We start from the raw sequence: 14,459 nt of genomic DNA on the forward strand, positions 1-14,459 counted from the left end.
CAGCGAGGGACGGGGCACTCATGGCCGGTGTCCGAACCGGGGTTACTGGGTGGCGTCGGCCGTGTCGGGGGTCTCGGCCGTGTCGGGGGTCTCGGCCGCGGCGGGCTTGTCCTCCTCGTCGTTCACGACGGTGAGGCTGATCTTGCCGCGACTGTCGATGTCGGCGATCTCCACCCGGAGCTTGTCACCGACATTCACCACGTCCTCGACCTTGCCGATCCGCTTGCCGTTACCCAGCTTCGAGATGTGCACGAGGCCGTCCTTGCCGGGCAGCAGCGAGACGAACGCGCCGAACGCGGCCGTCTTCACCACGGTGCCGAGGAAGCGCTCGCCGACCTTGGGCAGCTGCGGGTTCGCGATCGCGTTGATCTTGTCGATCGCGGCCTCCGCCGAGGGCCCGTCGGAGGCGCCGACGTAGATCGTGCCGTCGTCCTCGATGGAGATGTCGGCGCCGGTCTCCTCGGTGATCGAGTTGATCATCTTGCCCTTCGGCCCGATCACCTCGCCGATCTTGTCCACCGGGACCTTCACGCTGGTCACCCGCGGCGCGTACGGGCTCATCTCGTCCGGGGAGTCGATGGCCTCGGAGATCACGTCCAGGATCGTCAGCCGGGCTTCCTTGGCCTGGTTCAGCGCGGCGGCGAGCACATCGGACGGAATGCCGTCCAGCTTGGTGTCCAGTTGCAGCGCGGTCACGATGTCCTTGGTGCCGGCGACCTTGAAGTCCATGTCACCGAAGGCGTCCTCGGCGCCGAGGATGTCGGTCAGCGCGACGAACTCGGTCTTGCCGTCCACCTCGTCGGACACCAGACCCATGGCGATCCCCGCCACCGGCGCCTTCAGCGGCACCCCGGCGTTCAGCAGGCCCATCGTGGACGCGCAGACCGAACCCATCGAGGTGGAACCGTTCGAACCGAGCGCCTCGGAGACCTGCCGGATCGCGTAGGGGAACTCGTCCCGCTTGGGCAGCACCGGCACCAGCGCCCGCTCGGCCAGCATGCCGTGCCCGACCTCCCGCCGTTTCGGCGTGCCGACCCGGCCGGTCTCGCCGGTGGAGAAGGGCGGGAAGTTGTAGTGGTGCAGGTAGCGCTTGCTCGTCTCCGGGGACAGCGTGTCCAGCTGCTGCTCCATCCGCAGCATGTTCAGCGTGGTGATGCCGAGGATCTGCGTCTCGCCCCGCTCGAACAGCGCCGAACCGTGCGCCCTCGGCACTACCGACACCTCGGCCGCGAGCTGCCGGATGTCCCCTGGGCCGCGGCCGTCGATCCGCACCTGGTCGCGCAGGATGCGCTGCCGGATCAGCTTCTTGGTCAGCGCCCGGAACGCGGCGCCGATCTCCTTCTCCCGGCCCTCGAAGGTCTCGCCCTCGCCGACGCCGATCCTGGCCAGCACGTCGGCCTTGATCTCGTCGGTGGCGTTGTCCCGCTCCTGTTTGCCGTGGATCGCCAGCGCCTTGGTGAGACTCTCGGTGGCGATACCGGCCACAGCCTCGTAGGCGTCCTCCTGGTAGGCCAGGAACAGCGGGAAGTCGCCGGTCGGCTTGGCGGCCGGCTCGGCCAGCCGCTGTTGCGCCTCGCAGAGCATCCGGATGAACGGCTTGGCCGCGTCCAGGCCCTCGGCCACGACCTGCTCGGTCGGCGCGGTCGCGCCCGCCTCGACCAGGTCGAGGGTGTTTTCGGTGCCCTCGGCCTCGACCATCATGATGGCCACGTCCTCCGGGGCGTCGCCGACGATGCGGCCGGCCACCACCATGTTGAACGTGGCCTGCTCGAGCTGCTCCCAGGTGGGGAAGGCCACCCACTGGTCCTCGATCAGCGCGACGCGCACGCCGCCGACCGGACCGGAGAACGGCAGCCCGCTGATCTGTGTGGACGCCGAGGCCGCGTTGATCGCCAGCACGTCATAGGGGTCGTCCGGGTGCAGGCTCTGCACGGTGATGACGACCTGGATCTCGTTGCGCAGCCCGTCGGCGAAGGAAGGGCGCAGCGGCCGGTCGATCAGCCGGCAGGTCAGCACCGCGTCGGTGGAGGGGCGACCTTCCCGGCGGAAGAACGAGCCCGGCACCTTGCCGATCGCGTACATCCGCTCCTCGACGTCCACGGTCAGCGGGAAAAAGTCGAGTTGCTCCTTGGGCTGCTTGGACGCGGTGGTCGCGGACAGCAGCATGGTCTCGTCGTCCAGGTAGGCGACGACGGCGCCGGCGGCCAGCCGGGCCAGCCGTCCGGTCTCGAACCGGACGGTGCGGGTGCCGAACCGCCCGTTGTCGATCACGGCTTCGGTTTCGTGCACGGTGACTCCGGTGGAGTCGGTCATAAGAGTCTTTCTCCTCGTTACCTCTCGGGCAGACGCACGATCCCCACCCGTTGGGGGACGCCCGAGGAACGAGGCCGGTCATCGATCGAAGCCACCGGGAACGAGCCCGGAAGCCACTACCGAGGACCGGCGAACTGGCCCTCGCACGCCATGCGCATGCCTTGCGTGTACGGGACGTGCCGTTCTGCCCGTCCCGGCGGGCCGACGCCGCTCGGCGTCGCCCGTGTTCCATCTTCCTTTGGTGTACCGAGGGGGAGCGACCGAATCGGTCACTCCCCCTCGGACCTGGTCATCGGCGCAGGCCGAGACGCTTGATCAGCGAACGGTACCGTTCGATGTCCACCTTCATCACGTAGTTGAGCAGCCGGCGGCGACGGCCGACCAGCAGCAACAGGCCGCGACGGGAGTGGTGGTCGTGCTTGTGCATCTTGAGATGCTCGGTCAGCCCGATGATCCGCTTGGTCAGCAGGGCCACCTGGGCCTCCGGCGATCCGGTGTCCGAGTCGTGCAGGCCGTACTCGTCGAGGATCGTCTTCTTCTCGTCGGTGGACAGTGCCACGCTGGGTATCTCCTTGTGTGTAGCTGTGCCGTGTCACCCGGCGCGTCGGCGCCGGTATGAGGACGGTCGCGGCCGCCACGGACTGCAGCCGGACCCGAACACCGAGCATAGCAGTAGGCCGTTCAGCCCAGACCGGCGCCGAGGCCGAACCGCTCGATCGGGGTGTAGCGCATCCCGTCCCCGCCCCGCTCGCTGGCGAACAGCACGACCTCGGTCGCGGTCCACCACGGCCCACGGTAGTCCCGCAACCGGGACAGCAGCCGCCGCCGCGCGCCGGGGTCGTGCCCGCGCGCGACGGTGAGGTGCGGGTGGAACGGCCTGTCCAGCTCGTCCGCGCCACTCGCCCCGGCCAGCGCGTCCAGCCCGGCCGAGCGCACCCCGACCCACAGGACCCCGGGAAAGGTGCCCGCCCCGGCCAGCCGCAGGTCGAGCATGGGGCGCCCGGCCAGCCGCGGGCGTAACCAGGCCGCCCTGGCCTCCGGGTCGTCCTCGCCGAAGAAGCCCAGGGTGATGTGCCACTGCCCGGGCGGCAGCCGGCGCAGCCGGGCGTCCGAAGGTGCGTCCGCCAGCGCGGTACGCAGCGACTCCACCACCGGATCGGGCGGCACCAGTGCACTGAACAGCCGCATCGCCGGCATACTCAGCCGGTCTTGCCCGCCCGGCGGAGCACGTCGGCGATCGCCGGGAAGTCGGGGTCGAGGCGGTCGGCCGCGTCCACCAGGTTCTCGTCCTCGGCGATGTCCCGCAGGGCGGTGAGCACGGCCTGGTCGTCCACTCCCCCGCCGACCGGCACGGTGTCCCTGCTGACCGTGGGCCGGGACTCCCGCACGTCCTCCAGCGCGGCCTTGAGCGCCGTCCGCTTCCCGGAGGCGACCTCGGGTGTCAGGATCTTGCGTTCCAGCATGATCATCCGGGCGAGCACGACCGGGTTGCCGATCTTCGCTCGCCTGCCGCTCATCACCTGGCTCAGCATCGGCGCGCTGATGCCCAGCACCTCGGCCAGGTACGCTTGGGAGACGTCGAAGGCCACCACCAGCCTGCGCACCCGGTCACCGAGCGGTTCGCCGTACCACTCCCGCTGCAATGCGATGTTGCGCTGGACGATCTTGTGGTCCTCCACCTTGGCCCGCTCCCCTTGACAGCATCTGGTCAGCCTCGCGGCTGCCTCGCATCTTGCCAGGTCGGGCCGCCCGTCCGGGGTCGAATCGCCCACGCGTTCGCGATAGCACCCGTCCGCTCAGCCCAACCCCAGCACCGCCCTGGTCCGCAGCACGTCCTCATCCATCTGCGTGACCAGCGCGTCGGGGCCGTCGAACCGGATCTGGCCACGCAGCCTGCTGACGAAATCCAGGGCCACGTGTTGACCGTAGAAGTCCTCGTCGACATCCAGCACGAACGCCTCCACGGTGCGTTCCCGCCCGGAGAAGGTCGGGTTGCTCCCGACCGAGACCGCGGCGGGCAGCTTGCGCTCCGGCTCGTCGAGCCGGATGAACCAGCCGCTGTAGACGCCGTCGGCGGGCACCGCGGTGAACCGCGGCATGGACAGGTTGGCCGTCGGGTATCCGAGCTCGTGTCCCCTCCGGTGGCCACGCACCACGATGCCCTCCAGCCGGTGCGGGCGGCCCAACGCGTCGGCGGCCGCGGCCACATCGCCCGCGTCGATACAGGAGCGGACGTAGGTGGAGGAAAAGGTGATCTCGCCCTCGGCCTGCCCGGTGTCCTCCCGCGCCGCGGGCAGGGTCCGGCCCTGCAGCTCGGCTCCCATGGCGACGAACCCGAATCGTTTGCCGAGCGTCTTCAGCAGTTCGATGTCCCCGGCGGCCTTGTGCCCGAAGGTGAAGTTCTGGCCGACGACCACCACCGCGGCGTGCAGCTTGTCGACCAGGATCTCGTGCACGAAGTCATGCGCGGGCAGGCGGGACAGTTCGGGGGTGAACGGCAACACCGCGAACACGTCGACGCCGAGCTGCTCGACCAGCTCGGCCTTGCGCCGCAGGGTAGTGAGCTGCGCGGGATGGCTGCCTGGCCGCACCACCTCGGAGGGGTGCGGGTCGAAGGTCAGCACCACGCTCGGCAGCCCACGCTCGCCTGCGACCCCGACGGTCCTGCGGATCAGGGCCTGGTGTCCACGATGCACCCCGTCGAAAACGCCGATCGTGACGACGCATCGTCCCCAGCCGCCGGGAAGATCGGTCAAACCGCGCCATCGCTGCACGGCCCCACCCTAAGCCGGGGCCAGCACGACGACCGAACGGGCCACCGCACCGGAGTCGGCGGCCAGCGCGAGCACCCGGCCGTCCGGGGCGAACACCCCGTAGGTCCCGGCGATCCCGGCGGCCGGGATCCGCTGTCCATACTGGACCGCGCGGGCGGTGGTCTTGTCCACGTCGTGCCGGGGGAAGGCTGCGGCCACCGCGGCCTCGAGGTCGAGGGAGAGCTCGGGGCGCTGCTCGAGAGCCTCCAGCGTGCGGGCGGTGGCGAGGGTGAACGGCCCCACCGTGGTGCGGCGCAGCGCCAGCAGGTGCCCGCCGCCGGCGAGCGCACCACCCAGATCCCTCGCCAACGCGCGGACGTAGGTCCCTGAGGAGCAGTCGATCACCACGTCGAGCTCGACCCGGTCCGGCTCCCTGCGGGTGGCGAGCAGGTCGAAGCGGTGCACGGTCACCGGCCGCGCCTCGAGCTCGACCTGCTCACCGGCTCGCACCCGGGCATAGGCCCGCCTGCCGTCCACCTTCACCGCGCTGACCGAACTCGGTACCTGCTCGATATCCCCGCTCAGCGCACTGATGCCGGTGTGGATCGCGTCGTCGGTGACCGCGGCCAGCGCCGCCTCGTCGGGTGCGCCCAGTGCCTCCCCCTGCGCGTCGTCGGTGGTGGTCGACACGCCGAGCGCGATCGTGGCCAGGTAGGTCTTGCGGTCCAGCGCGAGGTGGCCGAGCAGCTTGGTGGCCCGCTCGATCCCGAGCACCAGCACCCCGGTCGCCATCGGGTCCAGGGTGCCCGCGTGGCCGACCTTGCGGGTGCCCATGATCCGGCGGACCCTGGCCACCACGTCGTGCGAGGTCAGCCCGTCCGGCTTGTCGACGATCACCAGGCCGGGCGGTGGCGGGGTGCGGCGAGGGTGTTGCTGGCTGGACACGCGCGCACCCTATCGGCCGACTAAGCGGCGGAGACCTGCCGCTCCCGCGCGTCCCACGGCCGGCGGCGCACCTGCACCGGAATCTCCTCGCCGCGGGCCTGCGCGGCGAACAGTGCGGCCCGGGTACGCCGCCACCAGACCAGCATCCGGAAGCCGCCGAGCAGCAACAGCGCCACGACCGCCAGCAGGGCGATCCGGAAGGAACCGCCGGCGACCTCCAGCAGCACGCCGATCGCCAGCGCGGTGAGCGTGGTGGCGACGAAGCCACCGACGTTCACCACCCCGGTCGCGGTACCCACCCGGTGCAGCGGGTTGTAGTCCCGCGCCAGGGCGAACCCGATCATCGAGGCCGGACCGCCGAGCGAGAGGAAGGCGAAGCAGGGCACCAGCACGCCGATCGGTACCGCGCCTCCCGGCCAGCCGAGCAGTACCGCCCACACCACCGCCGCGCCGAGCAGGTAGCCGCCGACCAGCGGCATCCGCAGCGAGGGGCGGCGGCCGATCAGAGCGCCCACCACCGGGCCGCCGAGCATCGAGCCGAAGACGAACACGGTGAGCAGGGCCCCGGCGGTGGCCACGGGCAGACCCTGCCCCTGCACCAGGAACGGCACACCCCAGAGCAGGGCCAGCACGTTCGGGGCGAACATCGTGCTGAAGTGCACCCAGAACCCCAGCCGGGTGCCGGGAATCCGCCAGGCCGCGGCGACCTGCCTACCGACCGCCCGCGGGCTCGCCGCGGAGCTGCGCACCTCCGGCACCCCTTCCGGGGTGTTGCGCACCCGCAGCGTGACCACCACGGCGAAGGCCGCGGTCACGATGCCCGCGACGAGGAAGGTGGAGGTCCAGCCGGGCCCGGCCAGTAGCAGGGTCAGCGGCACGGTGGCGGCGAAGTTGCCGACGTAGCCCAGCGCGGTGGTGAACGAGGTGACCAGCGCGTACTGCTTGCCGGGGAAGTGCGCGGCGATCAGCCGGAGCACGCTGACGAAGGTGAGCGCGTCGCCGAAGCCGAGGACACCGCGGGCGAGCAGGCCGAGCGGGTAGGAGGTCGCGACGGCCAGCAGCACCTGGCCGAGGCCGAGGAACAGCAGCGCGGTGGTCAGCACCCGGCGGGAGCCGAACCGGTCGACCAGCAGGCCGGTGGGGATCTGCATCGCCGCGTACACGCCGACCTGCAGCACGGTGAACGTGCCGAGCGCGGCGGCACCGAGCCCGAAACGATCGACCGCCTCCAGTCCCGCGACCCCGAAGGAGGTCCGGTGAAACACGGCGAGCAGGTACACGCCTGCGGCGGTCAGCCAGATCAGCCACGATCGCGGGGTCGCGGCCGGTACGGCGGACGGCACGGGTTCCTCCCGGGGTTCGGTGTGCTCAGCGGCTGGGAACGCCCGCGTTGCCGTCCCGACTACTTGTATCGCCTAAGCAACGCCGAAACATACCTGTTACCGGCGTGTGATTCGCCACAGCGCGGCGAACCCGCAACTAGCTCGCGCGAACGGCGCCCACCACCGCCCACCTGCCGTTGCGCCAGCGCACCAGCACGGCGACCAGCCGCAGCAGCATGAACACCGACAACCCGGTCCAGATCCCGGCCAGGCCCCAGCCGAGCCCCAGGGACGCCCAGATCAGCGGCAGGAAGCCGAGCACCGCGGCGCCGAGGGTGGCGGTGCGCAGGAAGGCCGCGTCCCCCGCGCCCACCAGCACGCCGTCCAGGGCGAACACCACCCCCGCGACCGGCTGCAGCGCCACGAAGAACCACCACGCGTGCGGGATCTGGGCCAGCACCCCGGTGTCGGAGGTGAAGGCGTGCGGCAGCAGGCCGGAGGTGGCGGCGAACAGCAGGCCCAGCGCGACCCCGAACACCAGGCCGTACCAGGTGATCTGGCCCGCGACCCCCCTGGCCCGCCGGGCCGAGCCGGCACCGAGCGCGGCACCGACAAGGGACTGCGCGGCGATCGCGAGCGAGTCCAGTACCAGGGACAGGAAGATCCACAACTGCCACACGACCTGATGCGCGCCGACCGCCTCGGTGGAGGTCCGCGCGGCCACCGCGGTCGCCGAGACGAAACAGGCCTGGAAGGCCAGGCTGCGCAGCACCAGGTCCCGGCCGAGGCCGAGCTGCGCCCGCACCACGGCGGGCCGCGGCCGCAGCGAGACCCGCTCGCGCGCCAGTGCCCGCAGGAACAGCCCGGCCGCGATCAGCTGGGCGACCACGTTGGCCACGGCCGAGCCCTCCAGGCCCCAACCCACCGGGTACACCAGGATCGGGCAGAGCACCGCGGAGGCCCCGTTCCCGGCGAGCACGTAGCGCAGCGGGCGGACCGCGTCCTGCACCCCGCGCATCCAGCCGTTACCGGCCATCGTGATCAGGATCAGCGGGGCGCCGAACAGCGCGATCCGCAGCCAGGACACCGCCCGCCCGGCGATCGCGGGGTCCCCGGAGAGCAACCGCGCCACCGGATCCGCCAGCGACTGGCCCGCGATCAGCACCAGCAGGCCGACCGCGAACGCCAGCCAGGTCGCCTGCACGCCCTCGCTCACCGCCTCCGCGCGCCGTCCCGCACCGTGCAACCGCGCCGTGCGCGAGGTGGTGCCGTAGGACAGGAAGGTCAGCTGGGTGGAGACCAGGGTCAGGATGGCCCCACCGAGCGCAAGCCCGGCCAGCGGCAGCGCGCCGAGATGGCCGACCACGGCCGTGTCGACCAGTACGTACAGCGGTTCGGCCGCCAGGACACCGAGCGCGGGCACGGCGAGGCCGAGCACGCGACGCGGTGCGACACGTTCCCCGTCCGGATTCGCGATCTTCCCCACGCCGGAAACCCTAACCAGCGGGTACGACGGTTCACGGTGGCCGTACGGTGCCGGTAGATACCAATCCGACCTCCAGTAGGCCGACCCTCTTGTCTCGCACGCAAAGCCGCTTCTGTCGAGTCGGCCTACTTCCGGTCTCCTTGGTAAGCTGCACGCCCGATGCCCGAGTACGCGATCCTGATCTACCCGGCGGCCAACCGGGTCTACACCGACACCTCACCTCACCTGCTGCGTGCCGAACTGGAGGTGTTCGGGGACACCGTGCTGTCCGCCGAGGTCACCGAGATCGCGCCGCGCCGGATCGGCGGTGTCGACTACGTCACGTTCACCACCGCCGATCCGCTGACCGAACGCGATATCGCCTTCCTGGCCAATCTGTCCTCGCTGTACGTGCTGTTCGAGCTCACCGGCGAGTTGTTCCGCCCGCTACCGGCCGGCCCGTTGGCCGTGTTCGACTCGGATCTGCTCACCATCCAGAAGTACTCGGGCAAGACCAACGAGTTGTTCACCAAGCTGCTGCTCAACCTCACCCTGCTGGCCGCCGATCGGCCGCAGGCCATGCTCGACCGGCGACTGCACGTACTGGATCCGTTGTGCGGCAGGGGAACCACACTGAACCAGGCGATGATGTACGGCTTCGACGCCACCGGGTTCGAAGTGGACGGCAAGGACTTCGACGCCTACGAGCAGTTCATCAAGACCTGGCTGCGGACCAAACGGATCAAGCACGACGCGACCAGCGGGGCCGTGCGCCGCAACAAGGTCCGGCTGGGCAGGCGGCTGGACATCGAGTTCGGCCACACCAAGGAGGATTACAAGGCGGGCCGCACCCGCAGGATGAGCTACCTCAACTGCGACACGCTGACCACGGACGAACTGCTCAAGGGCGGTTCGGTCGACCTGATCGTCACCGACGCCCCGTACGGGGTCCAGCACGGCAGCCACCGCGCGCGGGGGGAAAGCTCGCGCAGCCCGCGGGAACTGCTGGCGGCCGCCGTTCCGGTGTGGACCCGCGCGCTGCGGACCGGCGGCGCGTTCGGGATCTCCTGGAACACCCACGTCGTGACCAGGGAGGAACTCACCGAGATCCTCGCCGGTGCCGGGCTGGAGGTACGCACGGGCGGGCCGTTCGAGGCCTTCCGGCACCGGGTGGACCAGGCGATCGTGCGCGATCTGCTGGTGGCGCGGAAGCCGGCGAGCTAGCGGAGCTCGTTCCAGCTCGCGGGTCCCACGGTGCCCTCGGCACCGAGGATCAGGTCATCGCGACGATGCCCGCCCGCTGGTGACGGTCAGCCGCGCCACTCCGGTTCGGCCAGTTCGTCGGCTTCGTCGTCCTCCCGCGGAGCACGGTAGGGATCGACCTCACCGGCGTGCTGGGCGCCGGTGGCCCGCCTGGCCACCTCGGCATCGGCCTCCCGCGCCTTGGTGAGCAGGTCCTCGATCCGCTTTGCGTCCTCCGGAATGCTGTCGGCGACGAAGGTCAACGTCGGCGTGTAGCGCACACCGGTGCCCTCACCCACCTTGCTGCGCAGCACACCACGTGCCGACTCCAACGCCGCCGCGGCACCCGCGAAATCGGGCGCGACGTCCAGCCGCTCCCCACGCACGGTGTAGTAGACGGTGGCGTCGCGGAGATCGCCGGTGATCTTCGCGTCGGTGACGGTCACATGGCCCAGCCGCGGGTCCTTCACGTCGTGCTCCAGTGCGGAAGCCACGATCTGCGAGATCCGCTTCGCCAGCCTGCGTGCGCGAGCCTGGTCGGCCACGACGCACACCCCTTTCTCACAATAGAGGTGAACAAACTACTCGTCCTCCGGCCCGACCAACCTGCGCCGTGCCGAAAGCAGCTCGAACTCCGGGCGCACCGCGACCAACCGCTCGCACTCGTCCAGCACATCCCGTACGTGTGCCGCGTCCGCGGCGACCACGGCCACCCCGAGCAGGGCCCTGCGATGCAGATCCAGGTGCCCGGCCTCGGCCACCGACACCTCGAACCGCCTGCGCAGTTCGGCCAGAACCGGACGTACCGCGGAACGTTTCTGCTTCAGCGAACGGACGTCTCCGAGCAGGATGTCGAGTTCCAGAGCGCCGACGTACAAGGTGCATCACCGGGTGGTTGTGGTGGACGGCCGACCCGGCGGGGTCCGGTGGTCCGGACCCCGCCGCGGGTCTGTCAGGTACGCGGCTTCTCCCGCTGCTCGTAGGTCTCCACGATGTCGCCGACCTTGATGTCGCTGTACGAACCGAGGGTCAGACCGCATTCGAAGCCGTCCCGGACCTCGACCGCGTCGTCCTTGTACCGCTTCAGCGAGCTGATCGGCAGGTTCTGGGCGACCACGACATTGTCCCTGAGCAGGCGAGCCCTGGCGTTGCGCCGGATCTCACCGGAGGTGACCATGCAGCCGGCGATGGTGCCGACCTTGGAGGACTTGAAGACCTCGCGGACCTCGGCCTTGCCGAGTTCGACCTCCTCGTACTCCGGCTTGAGCATGCCCTTGAGTGCCTGCTCGATCTCCTCGATCGCCTGGTAGATCACCGTGTAGTACCGGACGTCGACGCCCTCGCGGGCGGCCCGCTCGGTCGCCTTGCCCTGTGCCCGCACGTTGAAGCCCAGCACGATCGCGTCGGACGCGGTCGCCAGGTCGACATCGCTCTCGGTCACGCCGCCGACACCGCGATGCACGATGTTCAGGTCGACCTCGTCGCCGACCTCGATCTGCATCAGGGACGCTTCCAGCGCCTCGACGGTACCGGAGTTGTCGCCCTTGACGATCAGGTTGAGCGTCGAGGTCTCCTTCAGCGCCGAGTCCAGGTCCTCCAGGCTGACCCGCTTGCGCTTGGACGCGTTCATCGCGTTGCGGATCCGGGCCTGGCGGCGTTCGGCGATCTGCCTGGCCACCCGGTCCTCGTCCACCACGAGGAAGGTGTCGCCAGCGCCCGGCACCGAGGTGAACCCGATGACCTGCACCGGACGGGAGGGCCATGCCTCGGTCACGTCCTCGTTGTGCTCGTCCACCATCCGCCGAACCCGCCCGTAGGCGTCCCCGGCGACCACCGAGTCACCGACCCGCAGCGTGCCGCGCTGCACCAGCACGGTCGCCACCGGACCACGACCACGGTCCAGGTGCGCCTCGATCGCCACGCCCTGGGCCTCCATGTCCGGGTTGGCCCGCAGGTCCAGCGTCGCGTCCGCGGTGAGCAGGATCGCCTCGAGCAGGCCGTCGAGATTCAGGCCCGGCTTGGCCGCGACCTCGACGAACATCGTGTCCCCGCCGTACTCCTCGGCGACCAGGTTGTACTCGGTGAGCTGCTGCCGGATCTTGTCCGGGTTCGCGCCCTCGAGGTCGATCTTGTTGATCGCCACCACGATCGGCGCCTTCGCCGCCTGGGCGTGGTTGATCGCCTCCACCGTCTGCGGCATCACCCCGTCGTCGGCGGCGACCACGATCACCGCGATGTCGGTGGAGTTCGCACCACGGGCACGCATGGCGGTGAACGCCTCGTGACCGGGGGTGTCGATGAAGGTGATCAGCCGGTCTGCACCCTCCAGCTCGGTATGCACCTGGTAGGCGCCGATGTGCTGGGTGATGCCGCCGGCCTCGCCCTCGGCGACCTTCGTCTTGCGAATGGTGTCCAGCAGCTTGGTCTTACCGTGGTCGACGTGACCCATGACGGTCACCACCGGCGGCCGCGCCCGCAGGTCCTCCTCGTCACCGGCGTTCTCGCCATAGGTGATGTCGAAGGTCTCCAGCAGCTCGCGGTCCTCCTCCTCGGGGCTGACCACCTGCACGGTGTAGTTCATCTCCGAGCCGAGCAGCTCGAGGACGTCCTCGGACACCGACTGGGTGGCGGTCACCATCTCACCGAGATGGAACAGCACCTGCACCAGGGAGGCCGGGTTGGCGTCGATCTTCTCGGCGAAGTCGGTCAGCGAGGCACCACGCGGCAGCCGGATCGTCTCGCCGCCGCCCTTGGGCAGGCGGACGCCGCCGACGCTGGGCGCCTGCATGTTGTCCATGTACTCCTGGCGCTTCTGCCGCTTCGACTTGCGACCCTTGCGCGAGGGACCACCGGGACGACCGAACGCGCCGGCCGTACCGCCGCGGCCACCCGGGCGACCGCCGCCGCCGCGGAAACCGCCGCCACCGGCGGGCGCACCGCCACCGGGGCCACCACGGAAGCCGCCGCCACCGCCGCCGCCACCGGGACCGCCACGACCGCCACCGGCACCGCCGCCACCGGGACCGCCACGGCCACCGCCGGGACCGCCACGGCCACCGCCGGGGCCACCACGACCGCCACCGGGGCCACCACGACCGCCACCGGGACCGCCCTGACCGCCACCGCCGGGACGGGCCGGTCGAGCGGGCATCATCCCCGGGTTGGGGCGCGGCGGCATGTTGCCGGGGCTGGGCCGGTTACCGCTCGGGGCACCGCCGCCACGGGAACTGGCCGCGGGACGCTCCGCACCGCCGGAACGCTGGCCGCGCTGCTCGCCACCGCCGCCCTGCTGCTGGCCACCGGGGCGCGGCGGCGCGGGGCGTGGGGACGGCGAGCCGGCACCGACGCCGAACGGGTTGTTGCCCACCCGCGGGGAACGCGGGCCCGGCTTGGGGCCGCCGGACTTCGGTCCCTGCGGTTTCGGCGGCACGACCGCGCCGCCATCGGTTCCACCGCCCTGGCCGGAGTCGGCGGCCGCCGGCTGGGCGGGCTGCTCCGACTTCTCCGGCTGCTCCGGCTGCTCCGGCTGCTCCGGCTTCGGGCTCGGTTTGGCGGGTGCCGACTGCTCGGACGTGGGTGGGATGGGCGCCGGTCCGGGCTTCGGTCCCGGTTTGGGTCCGGGCTTGGGCGCCGGGCGCGAGGACTCCGGCTTGGCCTGCCGCTCGGCAGGCGGCGCGGACTCCGTGGGCTCCGTGGGCTCCGTGGGCTCGGCGGGCGCGGTGGGCGCCGCGGGCTCCGGGGTAGCGCCGGCGCTACCGGCATCGCCCGAACCGTTGCTGGACGCGGCCTGCTTACGACCGCCCTGCTTGCCTGATTTGGCGTCCTTACCCGGGAAGGCATCACGCAGTCGTCGGGCGACCGGTGCCTCCACCGTGGAGGACGCGGATTTCACGAACTCGCCCTGCTCCTTCAGCTTGGCGAGTACTTCCTTGCTGGTGACACCGAGCTCTTTCGCGAGCTCGTGCACGCGGGCCTTGCCTGCCACTGCTCTCCTCAACTGGTGAGGTCAGGCAGGCGGTGCACCCGCTGACCTCGTCCTATCGTCGCGCGTTCATGGCTTCAGCTTCACGGCTGACTCATGACGGGTCGACCTGCTTCCTTCGTTCCGATCCGGAGCGGGGGGTTCCCGCGTCCGTACTACCTGGCGCGAGCCGTTCGAGATGATCCCGAACACCGCCGGCGTCGAGCACCCCAGAAACCCGCAATGCCCTGGAGAACGCTCGCCGCCGTTCGGCTCGGGACAGACACTCCGGATCCCGGTGCAACCAGGCTCCGCGACCCGGCAGCCGCCGACGTTCGTCGACGACCACGCGTCCGTCCTCCGCGACCAACCGCAGCAGCTCGCTGTTCAAGGCCCGCCGCCGACACCCCACGCACGTACGAACCGGACGATGTCCGGCCCCGTGCCGTGCGGAACCG

At 70.7% G+C, this 14,459-nt stretch carries 13 protein-coding genes; 1 reads left to right on the top strand and 12 read right to left on the bottom strand.

Features of this window, described 5'->3' with window-relative positions; all coding sequences use genetic code 11:
- Positions 1–42 precede the first annotated feature (42 nt).
- The 8 genes from FB471_RS30595 to FB471_RS30630 form a co-directional block, all read right to left on the bottom strand.
- Positions 43–2,313, bottom strand: coding sequence for a polyribonucleotide nucleotidyltransferase (locus FB471_RS30595; RefSeq protein WP_142003314.1), 2,271 nt, complete (start codon positions 2,311–2,313; stop codon positions 43–45).
- A 289-nt stretch (positions 2,314–2,602) separates the two neighbouring features.
- A complete protein-coding gene (gene rpsO / locus FB471_RS30600; protein ID WP_142003316.1) occupies positions 2,603–2,872 on the bottom strand; it encodes a 30S ribosomal protein S15 in 270 nt (89 codons plus the stop codon).
- A gap of 122 nt (positions 2,873–2,994) precedes the next feature.
- Positions 2,995–3,501, bottom strand: a complete 507-nt coding sequence (gene thpR, locus FB471_RS30605; RefSeq protein ID WP_246076801.1) for an RNA 2',3'-cyclic phosphodiesterase — start codon at positions 3,499–3,501, stop codon at positions 2,995–2,997.
- Between the two features lie 11 nt (positions 3,502–3,512).
- Positions 3,513–3,992, bottom strand: a complete 480-nt coding sequence (locus FB471_RS30610; protein ID WP_142003321.1) for a helix-turn-helix domain-containing protein — start codon at positions 3,990–3,992, stop codon at positions 3,513–3,515.
- Positions 3,993–4,109: 117 nt separating this feature from the next.
- Positions 4,110–5,087 carry a bifunctional riboflavin kinase/FAD synthetase gene (locus tag FB471_RS30615; RefSeq protein WP_142003322.1) on the bottom strand — a complete coding sequence of 326 codons (978 nt, stop codon included), beginning with the start codon at positions 5,085–5,087 and terminating at the stop codon, positions 4,110–4,112.
- Positions 5,088–5,096: 9 nt separating this feature from the next.
- Positions 5,097–6,011, bottom strand: coding sequence for a tRNA pseudouridine(55) synthase TruB (gene truB / locus FB471_RS30620; protein ID WP_142003323.1), 915 nt, complete (start codon positions 6,009–6,011; stop codon positions 5,097–5,099).
- Between the two features lie 20 nt (positions 6,012–6,031).
- Entirely contained in the window at positions 6,032–7,354 is a 1,323-nt protein-coding gene (locus tag FB471_RS30625; RefSeq protein ID WP_142003324.1) for an MFS transporter, read from the bottom strand.
- A 136-nt stretch (positions 7,355–7,490) separates the two neighbouring features.
- Positions 7,491–8,819 carry an MATE family efflux transporter gene (locus FB471_RS30630; RefSeq protein ID WP_142003325.1) on the bottom strand — a complete coding sequence of 443 codons (1,329 nt, stop codon included), beginning with the start codon at positions 8,817–8,819 and terminating at the stop codon, positions 7,491–7,493.
- A gap of 159 nt (positions 8,820–8,978) precedes the next feature.
- On the opposite strand from FB471_RS30630, the gene FB471_RS30635 reads away from it, so the two are divergent.
- Positions 8,979–10,022, top strand: coding sequence for a TRM11 family SAM-dependent methyltransferase (locus FB471_RS30635; protein WP_142003326.1), 1,044 nt, complete (start codon positions 8,979–8,981; stop codon positions 10,020–10,022).
- Between the two features lie 86 nt (positions 10,023–10,108).
- Here the strand turns inward: FB471_RS30635 and rbfA are convergent, their stop codons facing one another.
- The 4 genes from rbfA to FB471_RS30655 all read right to left on the bottom strand — a co-directional run bounded on the left by rbfA (position 10,109) and on the right by FB471_RS30655 (position 14,413).
- The gene (gene rbfA / locus FB471_RS30640; RefSeq protein WP_142003327.1) at positions 10,109–10,585 is read right to left on the bottom strand and encodes a 30S ribosome-binding factor RbfA; all 477 of its coding nucleotides are present in this window, start codon (positions 10,583–10,585) and stop codon (positions 10,109–10,111) included.
- Positions 10,586–10,621: 36 nt separating this feature from the next.
- Complete coding sequence (locus FB471_RS30645; RefSeq protein WP_142003328.1) at positions 10,622–10,918, bottom strand: DUF503 domain-containing protein; 297 nt, start codon at positions 10,916–10,918, stop codon at positions 10,622–10,624.
- A gap of 74 nt (positions 10,919–10,992) precedes the next feature.
- Positions 10,993–14,025 carry a translation initiation factor IF-2 gene (infB, locus tag FB471_RS30650; protein WP_142003329.1) on the bottom strand — a complete coding sequence of 1,011 codons (3,033 nt, stop codon included), beginning with the start codon at positions 14,023–14,025 and terminating at the stop codon, positions 10,993–10,995.
- Positions 14,026–14,116: 91 nt separating this feature from the next.
- Positions 14,117–14,413: a YlxR family protein gene (locus FB471_RS30655; protein ID WP_425457123.1), complete on the bottom strand. Its 297-nt coding sequence runs from the start codon at positions 14,411–14,413 to the stop codon at positions 14,117–14,119.
- Positions 14,414–14,459: the final 46 nt, after the last annotated feature.

Source organism: Amycolatopsis cihanbeyliensis, from assembly GCF_006715045.1.
Taxonomy (GTDB): domain Bacteria; phylum Actinomycetota; class Actinomycetes; order Mycobacteriales; family Pseudonocardiaceae; genus Amycolatopsis; species Amycolatopsis cihanbeyliensis.

Bases quoted from the DNA above. Each gene is read 5' to 3' on its own strand.
- FB471_RS30595 (WP_142003314.1), bottom strand. From the start codon at position 2,313: ATGACCGACTCCACCGGAGTCACCGTGCACGAAACCGAAGCCGTGATC.
- thpR (WP_246076801.1), bottom strand. From the start codon at position 3,501: ATGCGGCTGTTCAGTGCACTGGTGCCGCCCGATCCGGTGGTGGAGTCG.
- FB471_RS30635 (WP_142003326.1), top strand. From the start codon at position 8,979: ATGCCCGAGTACGCGATCCTGATCTACCCGGCGGCCAACCGGGTCTAC.